Below are 23727 nucleotides of genomic sequence, written 5' to 3'. Positions count from 1 at the left end.
GTGGATGCCCGGGACAAGCCCGGGCATGACGTCGTCCTTGGGAAGAAATGGGCTAAGGCTCAGAGCTGGCCGAGCAGCGTATCGCCGCCGGACACCTCGACCTTGCCGGGCATCGCTTCCAGGTTCAACTTCTTGACCACGCCGTCCTCGACCAGCATCGAGTAGCGCTTGGAGCGGATGCCGAGGCCGTTGGCGGAGGCATCGAGCTCCATGCCGATCGCCTTGGCGAAGTCGGCGTTGCCGTCGGCGAGGAAGATCGCCTCGTCGCGCTGGTCGGTGTCGCGCTTCCAGGCATTCATGACGAAGGCGTCGTTGACCGAGACGATCGCGATGGTGTCGACGCCCTTGTCCTTCATGGCATAGGCGTTGAGGAAGATGCTCGGCAGATGCATCTTGTGGCAGGTGCCGGTGTAGGCGCCGGGCACCGCGAACAGCGCCACCTTCTTGCCCTTGAAGATGTCGTCGGTGGTCTTGACCTGCGGGCCTTCCGCCGTCATCACGCGGAATTTCGTCTCGGGCAGCTTGTCGCCAACTTGGATGGTCATGGTCGTTTCTCCATGGAAGGGGCCGGGGCTGTTCTAGATCATTTTACCGGTGGAGGGAAACGGCTTCACCGCTGTGTGATGGGGGCAAGCGCTCCGTCATTCCGGGGCGATGCGAAGGCATCGAACCCGGAATCTCGAGATTCCGGCTCTGGTCCTTCGGACCATCCCGGAATGACGGACATAAGACATGGATTACGCCGCCTCGGCGTTCTTCTCGTCGCGAAGCTGCCGGCGCAGGATCTTGCCGACATTGGTCTTGGGCAGGTCTGTGCGGAATTCGATGTGCTTGGGCACCTTGTAGCCGGTGAGCTGCTCGTGACAGAACTTGATCACGGCTTCGGCCGTGAGGTTCGGATCCTTCCTGACCACAAAGGCCTTCACCGCTTCGCCCGACTTGGAATCGGGGATGCCGATCACGGCGCATTCCAGCACGCCCGGATGGCTTGCAATCACTTCCTCGATCTCGTTCGGATAGACGTTGAAGCCGGAGACCAGGATCATGTCCTTCTTGCGGTCGACGATCTTGGTGTAGCCCTTCTCGTCCATCACGCCGATATCGCCGGTGCGGAAATAGCCGTCCGCGGTCATCACCTTGGCGGTCTCCTCGGGCCTGTTCCAGTATCCCGACATCACCTGCGGGCCCTTGGCGCAGATTTCGCCGGCCTGGCCGAGCGGGACTTCGTTGCCATCATCGTCGCGGATCGAAATCCATGTCGAAGGCACGGGGATGCCGATCGTCCCCGTGAATTCCGTTGCCGTCGCCGGATTGCAGGTGAGTGTCGGTGAGGTCTCGGACAGGCCGTAGCCTTCGGCGATGAAGCAGCCGGTGATCGCTTTCCATTGATCGGCCACGGGACGCTGCACCGCCATGCCGCCGCCGTTGGAAATCTTCAGCTTCGAGAAGTCGAGCTTCTTGAAGTCGGGATGATGCATCAAGCCGTTGTAGAGCGTGTTGACGGCCGGGAAGCTGTTGACCTGGTATTTTGCCAGCTCCTTGACGAAGCCGGCGATGTCGCGCGGATTGGGGATCAGGAGATTGCAGCCGCCGGCGCGCACCGCGAGCAGGTAGCAGGCCGTCAGCGCGAAGATGTGATAGAGCGGCAGCGCGCAGACGATCATGAGCTGCTCGACATGCGGCGGCGCATTGAGCGCCGGCTGCAGCCAGGCATCGTTCTGCAGCACGTTGGCGACGATATTGCGATGGAGCAGCGTGGCGCCCTTCGAGACGCCGGTGGTGCCGCCGGTATATTGCAGGAAGGCGACGTCGCCGGGCGACAGCTTCGGCTTGTTGAAGGTCTGGCTGCGACCGGCTGCGAGCGCGTCGTTGAACGAGACCGCGCCCGGCAGCGACCAGGCCGGTACCATCTTCTTGACGCGGCGGACGACGAGATTGACGATCACGCCCTTGAAGCCGAGCAGATCGCCCATGCTGGCGACGATGACGTGCTTCACCGGCGTCTTCGCGATGACCTGCTCGACGGTGTGGGCAAAGTTCTCAAGCACGACGATGGCTTCGGCGCCGGAATCCTTGAGCTGATGCTCGAGCTCGCGCGGGGTGTAGAGCGGGTTGACGTTGACGACCGCAAACCCGGCGCGCAGCACCGCGGCGGTAGCAACCGGGTATTGCAGCACGTTCGGCATCATGATCGCGACGCGGGCGCCGCGTTGCAGGCCGCGACCCTGCAAATAGGCGGCGAGCGCCAGCGACATCTGGTCGAGGTCGCGATAGCTGATCGCCTTGTCCATGCAGATGAACGCCTTGCGGTCGGCGAATTTGGTAAAGCTCTCCTCCAAGAGGTCGACCAGCGATGCGTATTGCGTCGGCTCGATATCAGCGGGCACGCCGGGCGGATATTGTTTGAGCCAGATGCGCTCCATGGAAACTCCCCTCTCTTGCACCAGAGCCCGCTGTGTCCCGGGCTTGCCTCATTGCTGGCAGTATCGAGCCTGCCCGAACGGCTGGCAAGCGGTCGAGGCTTAGGGCAAAGGCTGGGGAGTGGCTACTGGAATCATCGCAAATGGCCGCCGCAGGTGCGAAGTGCGGGTTCTGCCCGGCGGACTTGGCCCGTTAGCCTAGCTGTTGTTGGCCGTGGGCTTCGGCGCAGGTTTTGTGACCGCCTTGGGCTTGGCGAGCTTGGCGGCCTGATCGCCGCTCGCCGGCTTCTCTGCAGGCTTGGCCGCCGCATGCTTGCTCGCCGCCGGCTTTGCAGCGGTCTTTGCATCGCCCTTTGCATCGGCCTTGGCCGAAGCGTCGGGCTTGGTGGCTGCCGGTTTCGCCGCGGCGGTCTTGCGGTTGGTCTTGGCTTCAGTCTTGCCGTCGGTCTTGGCCTCAGTCTTGGCTTCAGTCCTGGCCTCGCTGCCGGCGTCGGGCTTCTTGGCGATGCGCGACTTCTTGCCACGTGCCTTCGGCGGGGTCTGCTGGTCGGCGTCGGCCGCGACGGCCGCGACCAGGGCAGCACCGGTGCGGGTGGGGCCGGTATAGACCACCACGGGCTCTGCGGCCGCAGGTGCCGAAGCCATCAGCTCGGAGGCCTTCATCAGGGGCGGCTGGAGCCCTGCGGTGAAGAAGGTCACCTGGGCTTCGCCGCCGGTGGCGGAGGCCGAGCCGCTGGTGCCGTTGGTCGCGATCAGCGCATCGTCCTCGTCGCTCGCGGGGCGCTTGTGGTGACCGCCGCACATCTCCTCGCGCAGGTTCGGCGGCGAGGCATCGACCGGCACGAGGTTCTCGACGGTGCCGAGCGAAGGACGCAGCCACGACAGATTGTCCTGGCTAAAGCCGCGCTCCAGCAGCTGCGCCGCCTTCACGGCGCGGGCGGTGCCGGAGTTGGCGCCGAGCACCACCGCGATCAGCCGACGGCCATTGCGCGTGGCGGATGCCACGAGGTTGTAGCCGGAGGCGCAGATGAAACCGGTCTTGAAACCGTCGGCGCCGGGATAGCGGCCGATCAGCTTGTTGAAGTTCGGCGTGATCCGCTTGCCGAAGCGGATCGCGGGAATGTGCACGAAATATTCATATTCGGGCAAATCGCGCAGGAACGCACGCGCGAGAATGCCGAGGTCGCGCGCCGAGGTGATCTGGCCGTCGGCGGGCAGGCCATTCGGATTGACGTAGCTCGTCTGCGTCATGCCGAGCCGCTTGGCGGTATCGTTCATCATCGCGGAGAAGCCGTCGATCGAGCCGCCGACGCCTTCGGCCAGCACCACGGCCATGTCGTTCGCCGACTTGACCAGCATCATCTTCAGCGCGTTGTCGACGGTGAGCTGTGTTCCCGGACGAAAGCCCATCTTCGACGGCGATTGCGAGGCTGCGGTTGGCGACACCGTGAACAGCGTGTCGAGCGTGATCTTGCCGTCCTTCACCGCCTTCAGCGTCACATAGGCGGTCATGATCTTGGTGACCGAGGCCGGATACCAGGGAATGGTCGCGTTCTCCGCCTGCAGCACCTTGCCGCTATCGGCTTCGATCAGCAGCAGCGCTTCGGCGCTCGCCGCGCGCGGCGCGAGCAACGCACCGACGGCGAGCGTCGCAGCGAACAGGTTGAACAGGGATTTGCGAAGCAGCGGGCGTAAGGCGTGCACTATCCGATTCCGGTCCTTGGAGATCCGCCCGATACGGGCGGCTCTCGTGATCTGATGTTCGGTTCTGAAATCCAGCGCCGCCGCTTGCGGCGTCGCAAACCTATACCGGCTCGTGCGTCGAGAATAGGGGCTTCCGCTGCGTATTCCGCAATGAAATAGGCTGAATTTCGACGGTGCTGCGGGGACTTGTTAGGGCGATTTGGCGGCAGAAGAAACGGCCTCGGCGACACTCACGCTGGCCCGTGCCGTTGGCTGTGCCCGTTCCTGCACCATGAACTGGGCCTTGGCGAGCTCTGCGAAATGGCCGCCTTTGGCTACGAGTTCATCGAAAGTTCCGCTTTCGATCACCCGCCCGTTCTCGAACACCAGGATCCGCGTGGCATTGCGGATGGTGGAAAGGCGGTGGGCGATTACGAAGGTGGTGCGGCCCTTCATCACTTCATCGAGAGCAGCATTCACCTTGGTCTCGGTAACGGCATCGAGCGCAGAGGTCGCCTCATCCAGGATCAGGATCGGCGGGTCCTTCAGCAGCGCACGCGCGATCGATAGCCGCTGCCGCTCGCCGCCGGAGAGCATGCGGCCGCGCTCACCGGCATTGGTCGCAAAGCCGCCGCTGCGCTCGATGAATTCGAGCGCCTGCGCGCGCTCCGCCGCCTTGCGCATCTCGGCCTCGGTCGCATCCGGCTTGCCGACGCGCAAATTTTCCTCGATCGAGCGGTTGAACAGCAGCGCTTCCTGGAACACGACGCCGATGTTCCGCCGCAGCGAGGTCAGCGTGACACCGCGCACGTCCATGCCGTCGATCTTGATCATGCCCGATTGCGGATCGAAGGCGCGGTGCAGCAGCGCAATCGCGGTGGACTTGCCGGCGCCGGTCGGGCCGACCAGTGCGATGGTCTGGCCCGGCAGTGCGGTGAAGGAGAGGTCCTCGATCGCTGGCCGCTTGCCGTCATAGGAGAAGGTGACGTCGTTGAACTCGACGAGGCCGGAGAGCCGGCCTGCGTCGATCGCATCGGGCCGGTCGTGAACGGCGGGCACGGCATCGAGCACGCCGAAGAATTCGCGCAGGCGCGGGGCTTCCATGAACACGTTGTTGATGAAGCTGACGACCTGCTCGAGCTTCTGGATCAGGAGCGTGGCGAAGCTCACGAACATCACGATCTCGCCGACCGAGGTCAGGCCCTGGTCGTGCAGCGCGATGCCGAGCGTGAAGATCGCGAGCACGGTGATGGTGGTGGAGGCGCGCGTGATCACGGTGACGAGTGCCCACCAGGACAGCACCGGCATTTGCGCCGCGAGCAACTGGTCCGCGACGGAGCGCAGGCCCTGCACCTCGGATTCGATGCGGACGAAGCTCTGCACCAGCGCGACATTGCCGAGCGCGTCGGAGGCACGCGCGGAGAGCTCGCTATACTGCTCCTCGACCGCCATCTGCATGCCGAAAGTCTTGCGCACAACGAAGGTGGTCAGCGCGGTGAAGACGATGCAGAGCACGAACAGCAGGATCGCCAGCCGCCAGTTCAAATAGAGCGACAGCGGCAGCAGCACCACGACCGACAGGATCGCAGCAAAGTGCTCACGGAAGAAGCCGAGCCAGAGTCGCCACAGCGCGTCGGTGCCGTTGAGCATGACCTTCATTAGCCGGCCCGAATGGGTGCCGGAATGGAACGTCAGCGGCAGCTGTAAAATGTGCTCAAAATAGCTCGTCAGCACCGCCTGGCGCTGGCGGTGCGAGAGCCGGTCAGCCTGCAGCGCCACGAGCGCGCTGCAGCCGATCGTGAACAGTCCAAACGCGACCCAGGCGGCCAGGAACGGCCAGGCCGAGTCGGAGCCCGCTACCGTCTTGCCGGAGAGCACGTCGACAATCCGGCCGAACAGGACGGGCTCCGCGAACTGCGAGCCCGCCAGCAGGAGATTGGCGATCGCAAGCAGCCAGCCGAGGCGCGCCTCCTTGCCGAGCAGTTCGAGGACGCGGGTGTAAAGGCGGAGGATGGACATGCGGCAGGCGCTGACCCCCAAACGGTGTGACGATGACGTTGCATTTTAAGCAGGGATCGCCGGCGAGATACAGCGAAGCTTTTTGCATGTTTGGTCGATGTGTCTCGCCCGCGAGGCTGAGCCCGCTTGTGGCGGGGTCGCGTGCTTCGCCCAACCTGAACGGGCGATGAGCGGAGGTTGCGTCATGATCACGCAACCTCGTTCAGCTTGTGTTGGGGTGGGGGAACCCAACATGGGATGCGGGTGTTTGAAGGACATGAGCCTGTCTCGAGGCACCATTGAAGGTCCCAAGGAGGGTCCACGTCATGTTTGATCGAATTTCGAGATTTGCCGGCCGCAAGGCCGTTCTCGCCGCCGCCGCGGTGCTGGCACTGACCACCGTCGCTCCCACCGCATCATTCGCCGGCGGCCGTCACTGGCATGGCGGCAGCGGTGCGGCCTTCGCCGGCGCGGCCATTGCCGGCGCCATCGGCACCGGACTTGCGATCGCCGCGACCCGTGACGCCTACGCCTATGATGCGCCGGCGTATTATGGCGGCCCCGCCTATTACAGCGCGCCGGCCTATTACGGTGGCGGCCCCTATTACGGCCCGGGCCCGGACTACCAGTATCAGCGTTACGGCGGTACGGCTCCGTCGGAGCTCTGCGGCCAGGGCTACTACACGAACTGCTACTAGCTTCGGTGACGAAGGATTGACCACAACAGGCCGTCGCGCTTGCCGCTGCGGCCTGTTTTGCCTTTATTGTCAGGCGTTAACGCGCTCGCCATTGGTTTAGAGTAGTTTTCAGTACCATGAGTGATTCGCTTGAGCGGCTATATCTGGCTGTGCTCGCGGCCAGGGACCTTGATCCGGCAACATCGCGCACCGCCCGGCTGTTTCAGCGCGGGTCCTCCAAAATGGCGAAGAAGCTGGCCGAAGAGGCCATCGAGGTCGTCATCGATGCAGTGAACGGCGACACGGAGGCCGTGGTCCGGGAAAGCGCCGATTTGCTCTACAATCTCATCGTGCTCTGGGCTTCCGCCGGCGTGCGCCCTGAAGACGTCTGGCGTGAAATGTCGCGGCGTGAGGACATGCTGGGCATTGCCGAAAAGCTGCCGAAGTCGCCGATGAAACTGCCTAAAGTCGCCTCACCCCGCATCGCCGCCAGGCGGCCAATTGCCGCGCTCGAGGGCCGCGCAGCGCGCAAACGGCACTAAACCGTCACAAAACTCGCGATGGACAAATCCGTCCCATGGTGCTTCATCGCGGCGCCATGCTGAAACGTATCTACGACTGGTGCATCGACGCCGCCCACAAGCCCTATGCGCTCTGGATCATGGGGGCCGTGGCTTTTGCGGAAAGCTCCTTCTTTCCCGTTCCCCCCGATGTGATGCTGATCCCGATGTCGCTGGCGCGCCCGCAGCGCGCCTGGGTCTATGCGGCGATCTGCACCGCGACCTCGGTGCTGGGCGGTCTGCTGGGCTATGCCATTGGCGCGCTGCTGTTCGACTCGGTCGGCCACTGGCTGATCCAGGTCTATGGCCTCGGCGACAAGGTCGATGCTTTTCGCGCATCTTATGCCCAATGGGGCGCGGTGATCATCCTGCTCAAGGGCCTGACGCCGATTCCCTACAAGCTGGTCACCATCACCTCGGGCTTTGCCGGCTACAATCTCGCTCTTTTCGTGCTGTGCTCGGTTGTCGCGCGCGGCGGACGCTTCTTCATCGTGGCGATCCTGCTGAACCGCTATGGCGACTGGATTCGCGAGCGGATCGAGCGGCATCTCGGCCTATGGGTGGCGCTCGGCGCCGCAGTGCTGGTGCTCGGCTTCGTGGTGGCGATCAAGCTGATCTAACCCGCAAAGCTTTGCCGTCGCGTCCGGTTCGGCTACGGTTGTGGTCATGATGGTTCGATCCGGCAGTCCGGTCCTGCGACTGGGGACGCTGATAGTTGCGGCGCTTTCGCTCCTGCTTGGCTCCGGCGGGACCGGATGGCCGCAATCCGCGCCGCCGACGCTTGGTCTCCAGGAGCAGGGGCCGCAACCCGCGCCGCCGTCCTCGACGCCCGCGCCGTCGAGCCCGGCGTCGGGCGAAGACAATCCTGGGGTGATCCGCGGATTGCGCGACCTGTTCGACAAGGTGCCCTCGTTCCTGCCGCCGATCAAAAGCCCCAGCGAGACCCTCGACGATCTGTCGCGGCTGGCCAAACCTTCCGCCATGGTCTCGGGACGCGCGGCTTGCCCGGTCTCCTCGAACGGTGCGCCCGACTGCAAGCCCGCCGCTGATCAGCTCTGCCAGAGCAAGGGCTACAAGGAAGGCAAGAGCCTCAACACCGACTCTGCCGAGAAGTGCTCGGCCAAGGTTCTGATTCCGGGCAGGCAACGCAAACCGGATGATTGCCGCACCGACACCGTCGTCACCAGCGCGTTGTGCCAGAACTGACGCCGCGCGCGAGCAGTAAGGAGCGCCCATGAGCCGCTACGAGCAGGACTTCCTCGGACAGCGTGAGATCGCCGACGACATCTACTACGGCGTCCAGACCATCCGGGGTAAGGAGAACTTCCACATCACCGGCATTCCGATGAGCCAGGAGCCTTACTTCGTGAAGGCGCTGGGTTACGTCAAGAAGGCCGCGGCGATGGCTAATCGCGATCTCGGCGCGATTGATACGAAGGTGGCCGACGCGATCATCGTCGGCTGCGACCGCATCATCGCCGGCGACATGATGGACCAGTTCGTCACCGACTTCATCCAGGGCGGCGCCGGCACCTCGACCAACATGAACGCCAATGAAGTGATTGCCAACCTCGCGCTGGAATCGCTCGGCTTCGTCAAGGGCGATTACCAGCACGTCAGCCCCAACGACCACGTCAATTACGGCCAGTCGACCAACGACACCTATCCGACCGCGTTTCGCCTCGCGCTGATCCTGCGCCTCGAGAGCTACATGACGGCGCTCCGCCAGCTCCAGGAGGCGTTCTTCGCCAAGGGCCGGGAATTCGACCGCGTGCTGAAGATGGGCCGCACGCATCTGCAAGACGCGGTACCGATGTCGCTCGGGGCCGAATTCAAGGGATGGGGCACCACGATCGGCGAGGAGGTCGACCGCATTTCGGAAGCGCGCGCGCTGCTGCGCGAGATCAATCTCGGCGCCACAGCGATCGGCACTTCCGTCACGGCCGCGGTCGGTTATCCAAAACTCGCGGTCCGGCACCTGAGCGCGCTGACCGGTGTCGACTTCATTCTTGCAGGCGATCTGGTCGAGGCGACGTCGGATACCGGCGCCTACGTGCAATTGTCCGGCGTGCTCAAGCGCACGGCAAGCAAGCTGACGAAGATCTGCAACGACATCCGCCTGCTCGCTTCAGGCCCGCGCGCCGGCTTCAACGAGATCAACCTGCCGCAATTGCAGCCGGGCTCCTCGATCATGCCGGGCAAGGTCAATCCGGTGATCCCCGAAGTCGTCAACCAGACCAGCTTCCTCGTCATCGGCCTCGACACCACGGTGACGCTGGCCGCCAGCGCAGGCCAGCTCCAGCTCAACGTGATGGAGCCGGTGATCTCGTTTGCGCTGTTCTTCTCGATCCGCACCATGGAGCGCGCCGTCAACAGCCTGCGCGAGAACTGCGTCGTCGGCATCACCGCCAACGAGGACCACACCCGCAATATGGTGCTGAATTCACTCGGCATCGTCACGGTGCTGAAGCCGCTGCTCGGCTACAAGCAGTGCGCCGAGATCGCGCGCGAGGGCTACAAGAGTGGCAAGTCGCTGCACCAGATCGTGGTGATGGAGCGCAAGCTGCTGACGCAGGAGAAGTGGGACGAGATGTTCTCGTTCGAGCGGCTGATCAATCCGGATGTGATCGGGTGAGGCTGTTTGCAGCTCTCGCCTCGTCATTGCTGTGCGAGGAGCTCTTGCGACGAAGCAATCCAGAAATCTTTCCTCGGTGACAGTCTGGATTGCTTCGCTTCCCCCGCAATAATGACAACGGGGGGGCAGGCGGCGGGGGCAGGAATTCCGCGCGTTGGAATTGCGGTAACGGCATCCGCGGCGGCGTCACAACGCAATACTTGACAGTGGAAAGATTGCCTTGTTGGTATGTCCCCAACCTCCAATGGGTCTGCCAACAAGGATCGCTCCGCAATGTCCATGCCTGCTCTGTTCAAGGGACGCCTATCGATCCCCGTGATCGGTTCGCCGCTCTTCATCATCTCGGTGCCCGACCTCGTGATCGCGCAGTGCAAGGCGGGCGTGGTCGGCTCGTTCCCGGCGCTGAACGCGCGGCCGCCGGAGCTGCTCGACGAGTGGCTGGCGCGGATCACCGAAGAGCTCGCAGCTTACGACCGCGCGCATCCCGACAAGCCGTCGGCGCCGTTCGCGGTCAATCAGATCGTGCACAAGTCGAACAACCGGCTCGACCACGACATGCAGCTCTGCGCCAAGTACAAGGTGCCGATGATCATCTCCTCGCTCGGCGCGCGCGAGGAGCTGAACCAGGCGGTGCACGGCTGGGGCGGCATCGTCTTCCACGACGTGATCAATCAGAAATTCGCCCACAAGGCGATCGAGAAGGGCGCCGACGGCCTGATCCTTGTCGCGGCCGGCGCCGGCGGTCATGCCGGCACCATCTCGCCGCTCGCCTTCGTTGCAGAGACGCGCAAATGGTTTGACGGCCCGATCGCGCTGTCTGGCGCCATCGGCAACGGCAAGGCGATCCGCGCCGCGCGCGTCCTCGGTGCCGATTTCGCCTATATCGGCTCGGCCTTCATCGCGACCAGGGAAGCCAACGCGGTCGAGAAGTACAAGGAGATGATCGCGGGCTCGAGCGCCGACGATATCGTTTATTCCAACCTCTTCACCGGCGTGCACGGCAATTATCTGAAGCCCTCGATCCTGGCCGCCGGCATGGATCCGGACAACCTGCCGACCTCCGATCCCACCAAGATGAATTTCGGTACCGACGCCTCCGGCGAGCGCGCCAAGCCGAAGGCCTGGAAGGAGATCTGGGGTTCGGGCCAGGGGATCGGCAGCATCGAAGGCATCGTCCCCGCCGCCGAGCTGATCGCGCGCTTCAAGAAGGAATACGACGAGGCGATCGATCCGCCGTTGTGATGGCTCTCGCAATGAGTGCCATCTACCGCGTCGACGGCAACAGCGTCGTCACCAGTCCCGATGCTGCCGGTCCCTGGGACCGGCGGATGCAGCACGGTTCGGCACCATCAGCGCTGGTGACCTGGGCGGCGGAGCGGATTTCGACGCCGGTGCCGATGAACATTGCGCGCGTGACCATCGACCTGATGCGTCCGGTGCCCGTCGCGCCGCTCAGCATCGAGACCGAGGTGCTGCGCGAGGGCCGCAAGATCCAGCTTTGCGCGGTCAAGCTCTTCGCCGATGGCGTGCAGGTCGTCGGCGCCACCGTGCTCAAGATCAAGCAGCAATCACAGCCATTGCCGGATGACGTCGAGGAGTTGCCCGTCACGTTGCCGTCGCCGGAGGATTCGCTGGTCGAGGACGGCCACGGCGCGACCAGTCCGTTCGCCGGCATGGTGTCGATGCGCGCCGCGCGCGGTCGCTTTGGCCAGGCCGGCGCCGGTGCGATCTGGTTTCGTCTCGATCACCCGCTGGTCGAAGGCGAGGCGGTCTCGCAGGCGATGCGCGCCGTCGTCGCCGCCGATTTCTCCAACGGCACCGCCTCGGCGCTCGATTTTCGCACCTGGACCTACATCAATGCCGACCTCTCGGTGAGCCTTGCGCGCCCGCCGGTCGGCGACTGGATCCTGCTTGACGGCGAATCCTGGATCGGTCCGGATGGCGCCGGGCTCGCGATGTCGCGGCTCGCAGACAGGCAGGGTTACTTTGGACGCGCGGTGCAGAGCCTGGTGATCGAGAAGCGATGAGCGTGACGGCAAGCGCCGCGATCATCCTTGGGGCCGATTGAACGGCAGGCTTCCGCCGCCGCGGAAGGGATGCCCCAGCATCCTGCCAGTTCACAATCCGTAGAAGATCTTGATCTCCCACAGCACCACGATGATAGCCGTGATCAACGTGACCGCGGCGACTGCACTTTCCAGGGAAGCGACTCTCATTGCTTACTCCGCTTCCCAGCCCCGTCAGCGGTCTAGTTGATTCCCTGATTCGCGGGCAATCGCGCAGGCCCCGCGGGCGCGTACTCCGTCGCGGATTGTGGTGCCCGGGCCACAACGACACCGTAGAATTGCGGATAGAAACGCTGAAAATTCCCGGCGTTTCGCGCGATACGTGTATTCCGAACCGGTCCATGCAATCAGGGCGTTACCCCACCATGCGGTCCCGGCCGCTCCAGAAGCCCGCGCGCAGCACCTTCTTGTCGATCTTGCCGACGCCTGTCATCGGCAGCTGCTTGACGAACTGGATCTGCTTCGGCGCATGGGCCGAGCCCTTTCGCGTCCGCACCATGTTGATCAGCTCGTCCGGATCGGGCCTTGTGCCCTCGCGCGGCACGACGATGGCGGTGACGGCCTCGCCCCATTTCTCGTCGGGAATGCCGACGACCGCGACCATTGCGACATCGGCATGTTGCGACAGCACGTCCTCGACCTCGCGCGGGAAAATGTTGAAGCCGCCGGTGACGATCATGTCCTTCTTGCGGTCGAGGATGAACATGTAGCCGCGCTCATCCTGGCGCGCGATGTCGCCGGTATGGACCCAGCCGTTCTTCAGCGTCTCCGCGGTGATGTCAGGTCGCTTCCAGTATTCCGCCATCACATGCGGCGCGCGTACGCAGATCTCGCCGGCTTCGCCCGTCTTCACCTCCTGATCGTTATCGTCGAGGATTTTGACCTCGCAGGCCGCGATCGGGAATCCGCACGACAAGAACAGCTCCGGCGTTCCGGGATCGTGATCCTGTTTGCGCAGCACCGAAACGGGATAGCATTCAGTCTGTCCGTAAAGCTGCGAGAAAACCGGGCCGATGCGCCCGATGCCTTCGAGCAATCGGCTCGGCGACATCGCGGAGGCGCCGTAGAGCACGAGTTCGAGCGAAGAGAGATCGGTCTTGTCGAGCGCGGGATGGTCGAGCAGCACATAGATCATGGTCGGTACGAACAGCGTGAAATTGATGCGCTCGCGCGCGATCGTCGCCAGCACGGCTTCGGGATCGAAGCCCTTCAGCATGTGCACCGTGCCGCCGCGCATCAAGGTCGGCAGCACCTTTGTGCCCGCGACGTGGCTGATCGGCGCGACGGTGAGATAGCGCGCGGCGTCGGGGATCTCGAAATCGGCGAGGATCGCGCCGGCGGCTCCCGCATTCTCGCGGTGGTAGCGTAGCGCGCCCTTGGACTTACCCGTTGTGCCGCCGGTGTAATTGAGCGTGGAGAGATCGTCGAGAGTTGCAAGGCACTGTGCGCCGGTGTGTCCCGCGCTCTCGATCGCCGCGAGCAGATCGACGCCGTACTCGGCCGGTCCCATCGTGAAGACCGCCTTGAGCAGGGATGCCTTTGCGGTAAGCTCACCACCGCGGTCGCGGAAGGCGGCCACGTCGACGACCAGCACGTCGGCTTCGGAATCCTCGAGCTGAAACAGCTGGTCCGCTTCCGATCCCAGCGGATGCAGCCATGTGATGCAGCAGCGCGACAGCTGCGCGGCGACGCCGGCGCACCAGGTGTCAGCACGGTTGGCGGTGAGAAAGGCGATGCGCGCGCCCGGCTGCAAGCCAAGCCGCATGAATACGCCTTGGATGCGTCCGATCAGATCGAGCGTGCCCTGATAGCTCAGTGACCCCCCGGGCCATGCGAACGCAATGCGGCCGGGATAGCGCGTCAGCGCCCGTAGCGTCTGCGCACAAGTCGGGGACGATGCGTGGAGCGGATCGGCCATATGTTTCCTCGCTGCTTTGTCATTGGCTTCTTGCATGCCAATGTTGCTGACGACGCTAGCACAGGGAAAGCGCGATGGAACGACAAAGCCCGCGCAGGGAGGCATGGTTGACATCCAATCGACTGCAATGCTTCGGCGACCGCCTCGCTGTGCCGCTGATCGCGGCGCCGATGTTTCTCGTCTCCGGCGTTGAATTGATGGTCGCCGCCTGCCGCAACGGCGTGATCGGCAGCTTTCCCACCGTGAATTGCCGCAACACGGAACAGCTCGATGCTTGGTTCGTCGAGATCGCAATGCGGCTGCGGCAGCACGAGGACCAAACCGGCCGAAAACCCGCGCCGCTCTGTCCGAACCTGATCGTGCATCGCTCCAATGCGCGGCTGGAGCAGGATCTCGCCGTGCTGCTCAAGCACAAGCCTGAGATCGTCATCACCTCGGTCGGCTCACCGGCGTCAGTATTAAAGCCGTTGCACGATGCCGGCGCGCTGGTGCTGGCAGACGTTGCCTCGATCCGCCACGCCGAGCGAGCGGCAGCTGCTGGCGCAGATGGACTGGTGCTGCTCACCGCAGGCGCCGGCGGACAAACCGGCTGGCTCAATCCGTTCGCCTTCGTCCGTGCAGTGCGCGCATTCTACGACGGTATCGTCGTGCTCGCCGGCGGGATCAGCGATGGCCACGCGCTGCACGCGGCCGAAGTGCTCGGCTGCGATCTAGCCTATATGGGCACCAAGTTCATCGCGACGCGCGAGAGCATGGCCGACGAACGCCACAAGCAGATGCTGGTCGAGAGCAGCGCCGACGACGTCCTGCTCACCACGGCGTTCACCGGCTTGCAGACCAGCATGTTGAAGCCGTCGATCGCCGCCGCCGGGCTTGATCCGGATGACCTGCCTGCGCGGGGCGCCATCGACATCGGCAAGGACATCGACGTCGCCGCGCGCGAGGTCAGGCCCAAGCGCTGGCGCGATATCTGGAGCGGCGGGCATTCGACCTCGGGTGTGACTGACGTGATGGCGGTCGATGACCTCGTGGCCCGGACGGCCGCCGAATACCGCGCTGCAACGGGGCAGTAGCATTCTGTACCCCGTACGGTTAAGCCCGCATGGCTCGGCAAGCCCGCGCTTAACGGCAGATTAACCATCGCCCGCCAAGAATCCTCCTCACGGCCGCCAATCAGGACGAGAGGGACAGGCGATGGATTTCGATTTTCTCAACAGCAAGTCAGCCGCAACGCTGGACGAAATCCGCGTCCGCGTCGCCCATGCGCTGGCCCGTCATCCGCTCTGCCGCAATGTCCGCTTCGACATCGTTCGCGTCCCCCGCACCCGCCGGGGCGGCAATTGGACGGTGACGCTGCAATCGGTGGAACCGCGCGCGGTGTGGGAGGCCTCGGAGATCGTCGCTGACATCCAGGACGCCTACGACCTCGCCGTAGCCGCCTGATTTCACTGGATGTTTTGCCTTTGTCGGTGCAGGCAGGGTAATTGTCGCCGCAAAGGCACACTCAAGCCTTATTTCGTGCCCTTTTCCCGGGCATCTCTAACAACATCGTGAAGCGGCCCTTCCGGAGAGACGTTTGTCCAGAGCCATCACCATCACCGTGCTGACCTGCTTCCTCGTCCTCGGTGCCGCCACCACCGCCATTCTCGGCCGCGACAGCGTACCCAGCGTCAGTGCCGAGATGATCACCCAGGCGCCGCAGAAGCCGCTCGCCGCCAATCGCGCCGCCAAGGCCGACCGGCTGATGCCGACCTTGGCCCTGGCCTCGGCCGCGATCGACCCGGTGCAGGTGCCGGCCGACAAGCTGTCCCAGGCTCCGGTGCTGACCGAGCCGCTGCGCCAGGCCTTTGCCGCTGCCACGCCATCTGATTTCCCGATGCCCAAGGCGAGCGTCAACGAGGCGCCTGCGCCCGCCGAAACCCCCGCCGTCGAGGCTCCGCCGAAGCCGAAGGTGGCGGCGAAGCCGCAGCCGCAGAAAACCTATTCGCTGCTCTCCGATGCACAGATCGCCGGCATCAGGGATCGCCTGAAACTGTCGTCGTCGCAGGAATATTACTGGCCGTCGGTCGAGACCGCGCTGCGTAACGTCGTCCGCAAGATCTCGGCGAACAAGCTCTCAAATCCCCACGGCCCGAACGTGCAGATCGATCCGAATTGCGATGAGGTCCAGCAGCTGAAATCGGCCGCGATGCCGCTGCTGTTCCAGCTGCGCGACGACCAGAAGGAAGAAGTGCGCAAGCTCGCCCGCCTCATCGGGCTGGAGAAGGTTGCGCAGCAGATCTGACGCGCAAGTTCCTGCAGGAACTACGCTGGAATCAGGAACATCCGGTAATCGACAGGCGTTGCACGGTCCAAAGAGGGAGTGGACCAATGCGGGCCTCGACAGCCTATTTCGTCGGTGCCGGGTCGATCGTTGCCGCCATCGCGATTGGTCTCGGCGGCGGCATCGTCGCGGGCAATATCATGAATCCGATCGCGCCCAAGCAGGGGCCCGATGCCAGCAAGATTACACAACGCAGTGGGGCCGCCGCGGCGGCCACGACGAACGCATCATCGGAGCGCGTGCAATATCTCACGGGCTCACAGGCGTTCGGCGCGATGATCGCCGCGCCGGCTCAGGCCGAAGCCAAGTCGGATGCCAAGTCGGAAGCCAAGTCGGAAGCTAAGCCGGGCGCCAAGCCCGAAACCGGCACGACCCAGGCCAATGTTGAACCGCCGGCACCGCAGACGGCGGCAATTGAGTCGGCCAAGCCAACACCTTCGCCGCCGCAAGCGGCAAAGCCTGCCGAGCAGCAGGCCTCCACAGAGCCGGCCTCCTCAGTTGACAATGCCTATGCCAAGGCCCGGGATTCCGACGTGAAGCGCGCGGCGTCGGAGCGACGGCGGGCCGAGCGACACGCGCGCTGGGCCGAGCGCCGCCGCTATGACCAGCGCGATGCACGCGTGGGGCGCGATCAGACCAATTGGGATGATGTCGCGCGCAGCGTCCGCGAGGATTCCGATACACGCGACTATGCAAGCCGTCCGCGCAGCAGCTTTCCGCAGATCCGGCTGTTTGGCCCTGATGACGATGACTAGTGCCTGAGGCCGCGCACACACACGAACGCGAGTGGCATAGCCGAAGCTGAGCTGCGGCGTTCATTGAGACGGCCGCCTCAGACCACCTATTGTCGCCCTCTCCCACAAAGGGAGGAGGAAGGAACGTCACCCCCCGTGCGATTCAACCACCTTGCGGCAGGCGTCCGAGAGCTTGGTCTTGTTCTCGCGCAGGCAGGCATTCATCTGCGGCGGCTTGCCGATGTGCTCGGCGCAGAACTTGCTGGCGTCGCTGCGGCAGGCCATCTGCTCCTGCGGAGAGGGACCGGATTGCGCCGAGGCGGGCAGGGCAGCGGCAGCAAGCAGCAATGCGGCAAGAACTGAAGTCTTCACCTCTTCGGAATTGTGATTTCTCCCGCTCGGGATCGGGCGAGCCGGACCATCTCGCGGAGATCCACGGCCGGTCCATGCCATGTTCATGGCATCGGTTCGGAGACCTCTCCGCCGCACCCCCATCTTCATGGCATGTCTTGGCGCGCCGTCTTTTGTCATTGAAGCTGCACGTCGGCTGCGAGACCCGGTAATTGCACCGGGCGCCGGACGGGAAGCAGGAGAGCGAAATGTCGAAAACAAAGGGAGTGCTGGGCGCCGGGCTGACGGTGATGATGCTGGCCGGGGCGGCGACGCTGCCGCTGGGCACGAGCCCGGCGCACGCGGTGGTCTATTGCAAGACGGTCGGTGTGCCCAAGGGATGCGTGGTGCGGCCGGACGCCGCGGTGGTGGTTGCACCAGGCGCACCGGTTGCGGCCGCGGCCGTAGCAACGCCCGGCGTGGGCGCACCCGGTGTCGGCGTTCGCGCCGGCACGCCGATGAATCGCGGCGGCCCGGTCAATCGCGTCGGCGTGCGCTGACGATGATGTTGGATTGAGTTGATTGCATTCTTTCGGGCCAAGGGAGCCCTGCAAGCTGGCCGCGAACGAACCCCCGTCCTTCACAGGCCCAGATCCCGGCCCGGTCCCTCTCTCCGAACGTCCCATGCGTTCGGGGAGAGGCTTTCAGCGTGCGGTCGCATCGCTGTCGGGAAAAATCAGCGGCAGTTGCAGCCGCACGCACGTGCCCGATTCATCCGAGCTCAGATCCAGCACTGCGCCGCAACGCGTGGCGCGGCTTCTCATGTTGCGCAGGCCGCGCGCGGTCGGGTTCGCGGTCGCGGCTTTGCCGCCGTCACCAGGGTCAAAGCCGCCGCCGTCGTCGGCGACGCTGATCACGCCGCACGGTCCCTGACAGTCATCGCGCGTTTCGATGGTCACCGTGATGTGGCGCGCGGCAGCGTGCTTGACCGCATTGGTCACGGCCTCGTCGAGGATGCGCACGATCTGGATGACGTGCCAGGGCCGCAATTCGGGGTGCAGCGGCAGGCCCTGCGGCGTCGCCACGCGCCAATCAAGCGTGATGTCGTGCGGCCGCAATTGCATCGCCGCGCGCTCGCGCCAGGCGCCGAGCGCGAGCATGAGGTCGCCGCCGATGTCGTCCATGGAATCGATGACGAGGCGCAGATCCTTCAGCGCGGCGCGCGCGGCATCGGCAATGGTCGCGCCCTCCTGTCCGCGCTCGGAGAGCGCGACAATGCTGATCAATTGGCCGCCGAGGCCATCATGGAGGTCGCGCATCAGCCGGGTGCGCTCGTTGGCGAGGGCTGCGGCCCTTGCGCGCGCCTCCTCGCGGGCGAAGCTCGCTTTCAGCCGCTCCTCGGCCTCGCGCACGCGGGCGACGAGCTGGCCGGCAAAGCTGTCGACCTGGTTCAGCGCGCGAGCAAAGCGCCAGGTCAGTCCGGCGCCGATCGCGACCAGCATCGCCGAATAGGACAGGCGCGAGACAAAGGTACGTTCGTTGGTCACGAACTCGAACACCGATAGCATGTCGTGAATCCAGCAGGTCAGCACGATCGTCACGGCGCAGCCGATCGTCAGGCTCGCCGCATCCCGCCGCCGCACCACCGCGGCCGCGGTGACGCAGGCCATCAGGATGAGGCTGATCCCGACAGTGGGGATGCCGAGCAGCAGGAACAGGATGCGCGGCAGCGGCGGGCCTGCGACCAGGCCGACCGCGAACACGATCACCCCCGGCACGAACAGCAGCATGCCATAGCGCGGCCAGCGCCAGCCGAAGAACAGCACGCCGAACATGACGATAAGCGCGCTCTCGATCGGCGCGGACGCGAGCAGCACCGAGGCGAACCGCGATACGGCGACCGGCGGCACCGGTGGCGGCATGAAGGCCTGGACCACGCCCAGTACCATCGCCGCCGCCAGCACGCCGTAGACCGGCTCGCGCCGCCGCATCAGCCACATGATCGCAAGGATGACGGCGAGGATCGATTGCCACGCGGAGAACACCACGGGCAGCGTGACGAACAGCATCGTGCGCGTCTCGAAGGCCGGACGCAAGGCGGCGTCCGGTCCGACATAGACGGTGTCGAGAAAGCCCTTCAGCGGCCCCCACACGAACAACCGCACCGTGATCTCGTTGCTGCCGTCACGCAGCAGCGACGAGGGGATGGCGGCGATCTCCGGCGTGTTGCGGTCCGGCCGGTTGGCGTTGGCGTCGCGGCGGGAATCGAGCACGACGACGCCGTTGACCGCGACCTCCACCGCGTTGCTGAAGCGCGGCAGGAATACGGACCATCCAGCATCACCATTCTTGAAAGTGAAGGCTCCGGAGTAGAGCGGCGGATCCGCCAGCGAATAGCGCGATGACGTGAAATGCGGCAGCGTCACCGGACGTGTTGTGCCGTCCTCTCGCAGCGAAAATCCACTCAGCGCGAAATCGTCGGGGTCGCCCGGCTGGAGCAACCGCAGCCCGACAATGGTCGCGATCACGACTAGCGCCTGAAGCAGCAGATAATGCACGAGGCGTGAGGAGATCAGCCGGCGCTTCGGTCGAGCCGGTGCCTTCGCCGCGATCTCGCTCACAGCTTGATCAGGCCCTGTTGCACCGCCTCGAAAACCGCCTCGCTGCGCGTGTGCACTTCGAGTTTGCGATAGATGTTCTTGATGTGGCCGGGCACGGTCTGCCGGGACAGGCCGAGATGGCTTGCGATCTCGGCGTAGCTGAAGCCCTTGGCGATGCCCCAGAGGATGTCGATCTCGCGCGGCGTGAGCCTGGCGGTGTTGAGCGCCGGGCCGGGCGGCGGTTCGGACGAGCTCTGCGTTCGCCTTACGATGAAGCGGGCGATCGAAGCCGAAATGGGCGAATGCCCGGCGACGAGGTCGCGCACGGTGGTGGCAATGTCGGTGGGGAAGGCGTCCTTGAGCAGATAGCCGGTGGCGCCGACGGTGATGGCGGAGATCACGCTTTCCTCGTCGCCCAGCGCCGAGATCACCATGATCTCGGTGTCTGGAAAGCGCCGTCTGGTTTCGCGTATCAGCTCGATGCCGTGGCCGTCGGGCAGCCGCAGATCGGTCAGCAGCACACGCGGCGCGCCGGCGGCGAGCGTGCTGCGGGCCTCGCCGAGCGTGCCGGCCGTGCGCACCTCGTAGCCGGCCTTCACCAGCGCGTCCTGCAGACGCCAGCAGGTCGGCGCGTCGTCTTCGACGAGGAGGATGGTGATCGCTTCACCGGTCTCGCCCTGGTCCGTCATGATCATAGTCCTGGCCGCGTGTCCCCCGCGGCGCGCACGGCAAGTCTAGCCGTGGCGCAGCGATTGCGACACCCATATTCATGGGGCGGGTGTGCGTGGAGAATGCTCCGGCTTCAGCGCGGCTTGCTGTCCGGCGGCATGGGCGGACTTGGCAGCCGCTGAACGATGATGCGCGCAGTGCCGCCATTGTTCTTGTAGAACTGCTCGTATGGTCCTTGGAGTGCATCCAGGCACGCCGGGCGCAGCCACGATGGGAGCAGGGTTGGGTAAATCTGGACGGCATCATTGACGTAGAAGAACAGGTCACCGGCGTCGGGTGCGACGAATTCCGCGACAAGCCGTGCCTCCAGCTTCTGACCCTCCCAGATCGCACGCGCCGTTGGGTCCTTTGGTATAGGCTTGAAATGCCCGAGATTGTTGACCGCAACCTTCAAGGAATTGTCGCTGGGAAGTGCCGCGAATTCCTTCGTGTCCTCGAGCAGGACCGGATATCTACGGCTGCTGCCCTTAGTGTCCGCTTCCGGATCGTCCTCGGCGGGAATCGTCGGGTTCAGCCGGCGCGGCAATTCCTCGGCAGGCACGACGTTGACGGCCTTCAGCGGAATGTCACTCGTCCCCTTCGCGCCGATGCGCACCACGGGCTGAAACCAGTCGGCGCCGAATTGACGGAGCGTCGGCAAAGCGAGGTAGTGAAGCAAGGAGAATGTCTTGAACCCGTTTGTCCCGCTCATGATGGTGTGGTCGAACCAGGGGTCCCCGATCTCAATCCAGACCTGGTATTTGCGGCCCTTCTCGACCGCGAGGCCGCTCCACCAGCAAAACTCTTTCGTTGCAAACAGGCCACGCGCCTCGATCGGCGTGTCGAGTACTGGCGTTCCCGCACCCTGCTCCGGGGTCTTGCAAATGTTTCCGGTTGCCGTGCGAGCCGTGTAGACGCTGGTCGATGCAATGAGCAGCGCAGAGTAGAAGATGATGATTAGGAATAGGCCGGGAAGCACCAGTTTGGCGAAGAACCAATGGGCTGGCTCGGTATTCATCCGCATCCATCGGGCAAAACCGAGCAGCATGCCGGGCTTGTGGAAATGCTGCCGGCTTGCCATCCGGCGCGGCCGGCTCCAGGCGAGCCGTGCGCGTTCCTGGATGGTATCGCGCAGCACCGAGTTCCAGCGCCACACGAGGTAGGTGATGATCAGCACGATCGAGGTGAGAAACGGGTAGTACAGGGTAATGTTGAGCCACGGCGCTGCATAGGATGGCAGGATATTCCCGACCAGCTTGGCGAGCGGACCGAGGACGCCGCCCACGATCCAATCGATGGTGGCGATGATGCGTAGCGGGACGCCGTTCATGCCGTGGTTCTTCGACACCCCGACCAGGCTGCGCGCGATCAACGGCCAGACGACGATCACGCCGACCATGAGCAGCAGTGAGAAATAGGCGACGCGTCGCCACCACACTGTGTCGCGCGTGAGCTTCGCCATCTCGGCATTGGGCGTGTTCATGAGCGTAAAAGCTTCGGCCTCCGCGATGCGCCGCGAGCCATCGGATACCGCCAGATAAGCCTCCTTCATCGCTTCGCGGGTGGTATTCGCGGTGAGGTTCAATTTGGTGCCATCAGGCATCAGCACCAGCGCATCGGCCGGCAGCATGATCGGTGCGTAGTCGTCGCAACCGAACAGCATGCGCTCGATGACCGCGAAGTGCACCACCGGCAGCCCGCCGTTCACCGCTCCCGCGAGGACCGGCCGCGGACCGTAGCGGTACAGCACGCCGGCGCCGCTGCGCGAATCGTGCATCGGCCCAATCGCCGACTGATACTCCCGGAAACGCTCGATCGTGCCCTCCTGGAAACGGAGCTGGCTGGCGAGTTGATCGGCCATCCAGACCAGCGGCACGAAGGACAATGTACACTCCGGATAGCCGCCGCCGATGTCGGAATGCACGCCGGCAAACCACACTTCCTTGACCGTCTGGTCGGTCACCAGATGGCTCTGGTCGATGCGCAGGGGATGGAAGGTGGTGCGCTCGTCGTCGAGCGCGAGCGCGTGACAGATGTGCTTCGCCTTGTGCGAGGGCCGGTGATTGCGGAACGAGATCGGCCAGATCGCCCAGTCGATCGCGACGCGCAGCTCCTCGATCGGAACGCCGAAGGCTTCGACCGTGTCGAACAATCCGAGGAACTCGATGTTGACGTCGTTGCGGCCGTTCATAGCCGCGCGGACTTCCTTGTAGGGGCGGTGTCTAAAGATCAGATGGTAAAAATAGAGCACGATGTCTCGGATCAGGCGTGAAATCCAGATCGTCGGCAAGCTCTTCTTCCACGGCACGGTCTCGCGGCGGTACTCCCGCCACGCCGCCATGGCGTTGCGTGCCATCTCCTCGTGCGAGACTGGCTCGCCCCCGATTACCGCGGGCACCAGCCCCTGGCTTGCGATCAGCGCTGCCAGCGTGCGCGCGGTGAAAGCGCCGCGGCTGAAGCCGAAGATGTAGATCTCATCGCCTTCGCGCCAGTTCCAGCACAGGAAGCGGTAGAGCTTGCGGACGTTGGAAGGAACGCCGATGCCGGTGGCGCCGTCGAGAGCGGCGAGCGGCGCCCAGCCGGCCGTGCCGACGCCCTTGATGTAGTAGGCGATCTGGTCGGGCTGGGTGTGATCGAGCGCCTCATAGAGCCGCCAGACGCTGGATTCCTGGGTCGTGAAGGCGTTGCCGGTGCCATCGGCGAACAGCACCAGCTTGCGCGGCGGACGTGCGTCGGTCGCGGTCGCCGCAGCATCTGGATTATCGTGCGGATGGGCTGGCCTTGCAGGGCCGCCATGCAGCGCCCCGTCCTGGTGCGTCATGGATACCTCCGAATATCAGTGACGATGCTCCAAGCGCCCGGCGGCATCCGTCGAATTCATCAATAAGTGCGTCATGAAATAGGCGAAGCGTGTATTCTGCCTATAAGCGCGCTGAGGTAGCAAGAGGAATTGCGATATCCAGCTCCGCCTGTCTATGATCTGCGCCACAGTCGGCAAAAGAAATGCTCGGCGAAGCGGGGCATTTCTCCTGTTCTGCAGAGCGGTTGCGCTATTGCGATGCGATCGTGCGGCCG

The 23727-nt window shown here is 64.4% G+C and carries 21 protein-coding genes; 12 read left to right on the top strand and 9 right to left on the bottom strand.

The features are described 5' to 3' along the window. Positions 1 to 59 precede the first annotated feature (59 nt). The 4 genes from XH88_RS35085 to XH88_RS35070 form a co-directional block, all read right to left on the bottom strand. A complete protein-coding gene (locus XH88_RS35085) occupies positions 60 to 545 on the bottom strand; it encodes a peroxiredoxin (protein WP_271672761.1) in 486 nt (161 codons plus the stop codon). A 192-nt stretch (positions 546 to 737) separates the two neighbouring features. Continuing rightward, on the bottom strand, positions 738 to 2423 hold the full coding sequence (locus tag XH88_RS35080; RefSeq protein WP_271672760.1) for a long-chain fatty acid--CoA ligase: 1686 nt from the start codon (positions 2421 to 2423) through the stop codon (positions 738 to 740). Between the two features lie 195 nt (positions 2424 to 2618). Beyond that, entirely contained in the window at positions 2619 to 4124 is a 1506-nt protein-coding gene (locus XH88_RS35075) for a serine hydrolase (RefSeq protein WP_271672759.1), read from the bottom strand. Positions 4125 to 4313: 189 nt separating this feature from the next. Further along, the gene (locus XH88_RS35070; RefSeq protein ID WP_271672758.1) at positions 4314 to 6122 is read right to left on the bottom strand and encodes a glucan ABC transporter ATP-binding protein/ permease; all 1809 of its coding nucleotides are present in this window, start codon (positions 6120 to 6122) and stop codon (positions 4314 to 4316) included. A gap of 305 nt (positions 6123 to 6427) precedes the next feature. On the opposite strand from XH88_RS35070, the gene XH88_RS35065 reads away from it, so the two are divergent. The 7 genes from XH88_RS35065 to XH88_RS35035 all read left to right on the top strand — a co-directional run bounded on the left by XH88_RS35065 (position 6428) and on the right by XH88_RS35035 (position 12000). Next, on the top strand, positions 6428 to 6799 hold the full coding sequence (locus tag XH88_RS35065; RefSeq protein WP_271672757.1) for a hypothetical protein: 372 nt from the start codon (positions 6428 to 6430) through the stop codon (positions 6797 to 6799). A 116-nt stretch (positions 6800 to 6915) separates the two neighbouring features. After that, positions 6916 to 7320 carry a phosphoribosyl-ATP diphosphatase gene (gene hisE, locus XH88_RS35060; RefSeq protein ID WP_271672756.1) on the top strand — a complete coding sequence of 135 codons (405 nt, stop codon included), beginning with the start codon at positions 6916 to 6918 and terminating at the stop codon, positions 7318 to 7320. Positions 7321 to 7355: 35 nt separating this feature from the next. Next, on the top strand, positions 7356 to 7958 hold the full coding sequence (locus XH88_RS35055; protein WP_271672755.1) for a YqaA family protein: 603 nt from the start codon (positions 7356 to 7358) through the stop codon (positions 7956 to 7958). Positions 7959 to 8004: 46 nt separating this feature from the next. Continuing rightward, positions 8005 to 8544, top strand: coding sequence for a hypothetical protein (locus XH88_RS35050; protein ID WP_271672754.1), 540 nt, complete (start codon positions 8005 to 8007; stop codon positions 8542 to 8544). A 28-nt stretch (positions 8545 to 8572) separates the two neighbouring features. After that, a complete protein-coding gene (locus XH88_RS35045) occupies positions 8573 to 9973 on the top strand; it encodes an aspartate ammonia-lyase (RefSeq protein ID WP_271672753.1) in 1401 nt (466 codons plus the stop codon). A 273-nt stretch (positions 9974 to 10246) separates the two neighbouring features. After that, positions 10247 to 11215, top strand: a complete 969-nt coding sequence (locus tag XH88_RS35040; RefSeq protein WP_271672752.1) for an NAD(P)H-dependent flavin oxidoreductase — start codon at positions 10247 to 10249, stop codon at positions 11213 to 11215. An 11-nt stretch (positions 11216 to 11226) separates the two neighbouring features. Beyond that, positions 11227 to 12000 carry a thioesterase family protein gene (locus XH88_RS35035; protein WP_271672751.1) on the top strand — a complete coding sequence of 258 codons (774 nt, stop codon included), beginning with the start codon at positions 11227 to 11229 and terminating at the stop codon, positions 11998 to 12000. 394 nt (positions 12001 to 12394) lie between these two features. Here the strand turns inward: XH88_RS35035 and XH88_RS35030 are convergent, their stop codons facing one another. Beyond that, positions 12395 to 13957, bottom strand: a complete 1563-nt coding sequence (locus tag XH88_RS35030) for an AMP-binding protein (protein ID WP_271672750.1) — start codon at positions 13955 to 13957, stop codon at positions 12395 to 12397. Between the two features lie 107 nt (positions 13958 to 14064). Between XH88_RS35030 and XH88_RS35025 the strand changes: the two genes are divergently transcribed. The 4 genes from XH88_RS35025 to XH88_RS35010 all read left to right on the top strand — a co-directional run bounded on the left by XH88_RS35025 (position 14065) and on the right by XH88_RS35010 (position 17035). Next, positions 14065 to 15030 carry an NAD(P)H-dependent flavin oxidoreductase gene (locus XH88_RS35025; RefSeq protein ID WP_271672749.1) on the top strand — a complete coding sequence of 322 codons (966 nt, stop codon included), beginning with the start codon at positions 14065 to 14067 and terminating at the stop codon, positions 15028 to 15030. Between the two features lie 121 nt (positions 15031 to 15151). Next, on the top strand, positions 15152 to 15400 hold the full coding sequence (locus XH88_RS35020; protein ID WP_092292468.1) for a hypothetical protein: 249 nt from the start codon (positions 15152 to 15154) through the stop codon (positions 15398 to 15400). A 133-nt stretch (positions 15401 to 15533) separates the two neighbouring features. Beyond that, a complete protein-coding gene (locus XH88_RS35015) occupies positions 15534 to 16241 on the top strand; it encodes a hypothetical protein (protein WP_271672748.1) in 708 nt (235 codons plus the stop codon). 86 nt (positions 16242 to 16327) lie between these two features. Then, positions 16328 to 17035: a hypothetical protein gene (locus tag XH88_RS35010; protein ID WP_271672747.1), complete on the top strand. Its 708-nt coding sequence runs from the start codon at positions 16328 to 16330 to the stop codon at positions 17033 to 17035. Positions 17036 to 17161: 126 nt separating this feature from the next. Here XH88_RS35010 and XH88_RS35005 read toward each other — a convergent pair whose 3' ends face one another. After that, complete coding sequence (locus XH88_RS35005; protein WP_271672746.1) at positions 17162 to 17386, bottom strand: cysteine rich repeat-containing protein; 225 nt, start codon at positions 17384 to 17386, stop codon at positions 17162 to 17164. Between the two features lie 227 nt (positions 17387 to 17613). Between XH88_RS35005 and XH88_RS35000 the strand changes: the two genes are divergently transcribed. After that, the gene (locus XH88_RS35000; RefSeq protein ID WP_271672745.1) at positions 17614 to 17904 is read left to right on the top strand and encodes a hypothetical protein; all 291 of its coding nucleotides are present in this window, start codon (positions 17614 to 17616) and stop codon (positions 17902 to 17904) included. A gap of 144 nt (positions 17905 to 18048) precedes the next feature. On the opposite strand, the gene XH88_RS34995 is transcribed toward XH88_RS35000, so the two are convergent. The 3 genes from XH88_RS34995 to XH88_RS34985 form a co-directional block, all read right to left on the bottom strand. Then, on the bottom strand, positions 18049 to 19965 hold the full coding sequence (locus XH88_RS34995; RefSeq protein WP_271672744.1) for a sensor histidine kinase: 1917 nt from the start codon (positions 19963 to 19965) through the stop codon (positions 18049 to 18051). Then, a complete protein-coding gene (locus tag XH88_RS34990) occupies positions 19962 to 20633 on the bottom strand; it encodes a response regulator (protein ID WP_271672743.1) in 672 nt (223 codons plus the stop codon). The genes XH88_RS34995 and XH88_RS34990 overlap by 4 nt, the downstream gene beginning before the upstream one ends. A 113-nt stretch (positions 20634 to 20746) precedes the next feature. Then, positions 20747 to 23473, bottom strand: a complete 2727-nt coding sequence (locus XH88_RS34985) for a DUF2235 domain-containing protein (protein WP_271672742.1) — start codon at positions 23471 to 23473, stop codon at positions 20747 to 20749. Between the last annotated feature and the right edge of the window lie 254 nt (positions 23474 to 23727).

This window comes from Bradyrhizobium sp. CCBAU 51627 (assembly GCF_028128765.1).
In the GTDB taxonomy this organism is placed as follows: domain Bacteria; phylum Pseudomonadota; class Alphaproteobacteria; order Rhizobiales; family Xanthobacteraceae; genus Bradyrhizobium.
Note: the sequence above shows the minus strand (reverse complement) of the source record. Positions and strands in the feature narration are given on the sequence as shown.

Coding starts and splice junctions, on each gene's coding strand:
- XH88_RS35085 (WP_271672761.1), bottom strand. CDS start 545: ATGACCATCCAAGTTGGCGACAAGCTGCCCGAGACGAAATTCCGCGTG.
- XH88_RS35080 (WP_271672760.1), bottom strand. CDS start 2,423: ATGGAGCGCATCTGGCTCAAACAATATCCGCCCGGCGTGCCCGCTGAT.
- XH88_RS35070 (WP_271672758.1), bottom strand. CDS start 6,122: ATGTCCATCCTCCGCCTTTACACCCGCGTCCTCGAACTGCTCGGCAAG.
- XH88_RS35065 (WP_271672757.1), top strand. CDS start 6,428: ATGTTTGATCGAATTTCGAGATTTGCCGGCCGCAAGGCCGTTCTCGCC.
- hisE (WP_271672756.1), top strand. CDS start 6,916: ATGAGTGATTCGCTTGAGCGGCTATATCTGGCTGTGCTCGCGGCCAGG.
- XH88_RS35055 (WP_271672755.1), top strand. CDS start 7,356: ATGGTGCTTCATCGCGGCGCCATGCTGAAACGTATCTACGACTGGTGC.
- XH88_RS35050 (WP_271672754.1), top strand. CDS start 8,005: ATGATGGTTCGATCCGGCAGTCCGGTCCTGCGACTGGGGACGCTGATA.
- XH88_RS35045 (WP_271672753.1), top strand. CDS start 8,573: ATGAGCCGCTACGAGCAGGACTTCCTCGGACAGCGTGAGATCGCCGAC.
- XH88_RS35040 (WP_271672752.1), top strand. CDS start 10,247: ATGTCCATGCCTGCTCTGTTCAAGGGACGCCTATCGATCCCCGTGATC.
- XH88_RS35035 (WP_271672751.1), top strand. CDS start 11,227: ATGAGTGCCATCTACCGCGTCGACGGCAACAGCGTCGTCACCAGTCCC.
- XH88_RS35030 (WP_271672750.1), bottom strand. CDS start 13,957: ATGGCCGATCCGCTCCACGCATCGTCCCCGACTTGTGCGCAGACGCTA.
- XH88_RS35020 (WP_092292468.1), top strand. CDS start 15,152: ATGGATTTCGATTTTCTCAACAGCAAGTCAGCCGCAACGCTGGACGAA.
- XH88_RS35010 (WP_271672747.1), top strand. CDS start 16,328: ATGCGGGCCTCGACAGCCTATTTCGTCGGTGCCGGGTCGATCGTTGCC.
- XH88_RS35000 (WP_271672745.1), top strand. CDS start 17,614: ATGTCGAAAACAAAGGGAGTGCTGGGCGCCGGGCTGACGGTGATGATG.
- XH88_RS34990 (WP_271672743.1), bottom strand. CDS start 20,633: ATGACGGACCAGGGCGAGACCGGTGAAGCGATCACCATCCTCCTCGTC.
- XH88_RS34985 (WP_271672742.1), bottom strand. CDS start 23,473: ATGACGCACCAGGACGGGGCGCTGCATGGCGGCCCTGCAAGGCCAGCC.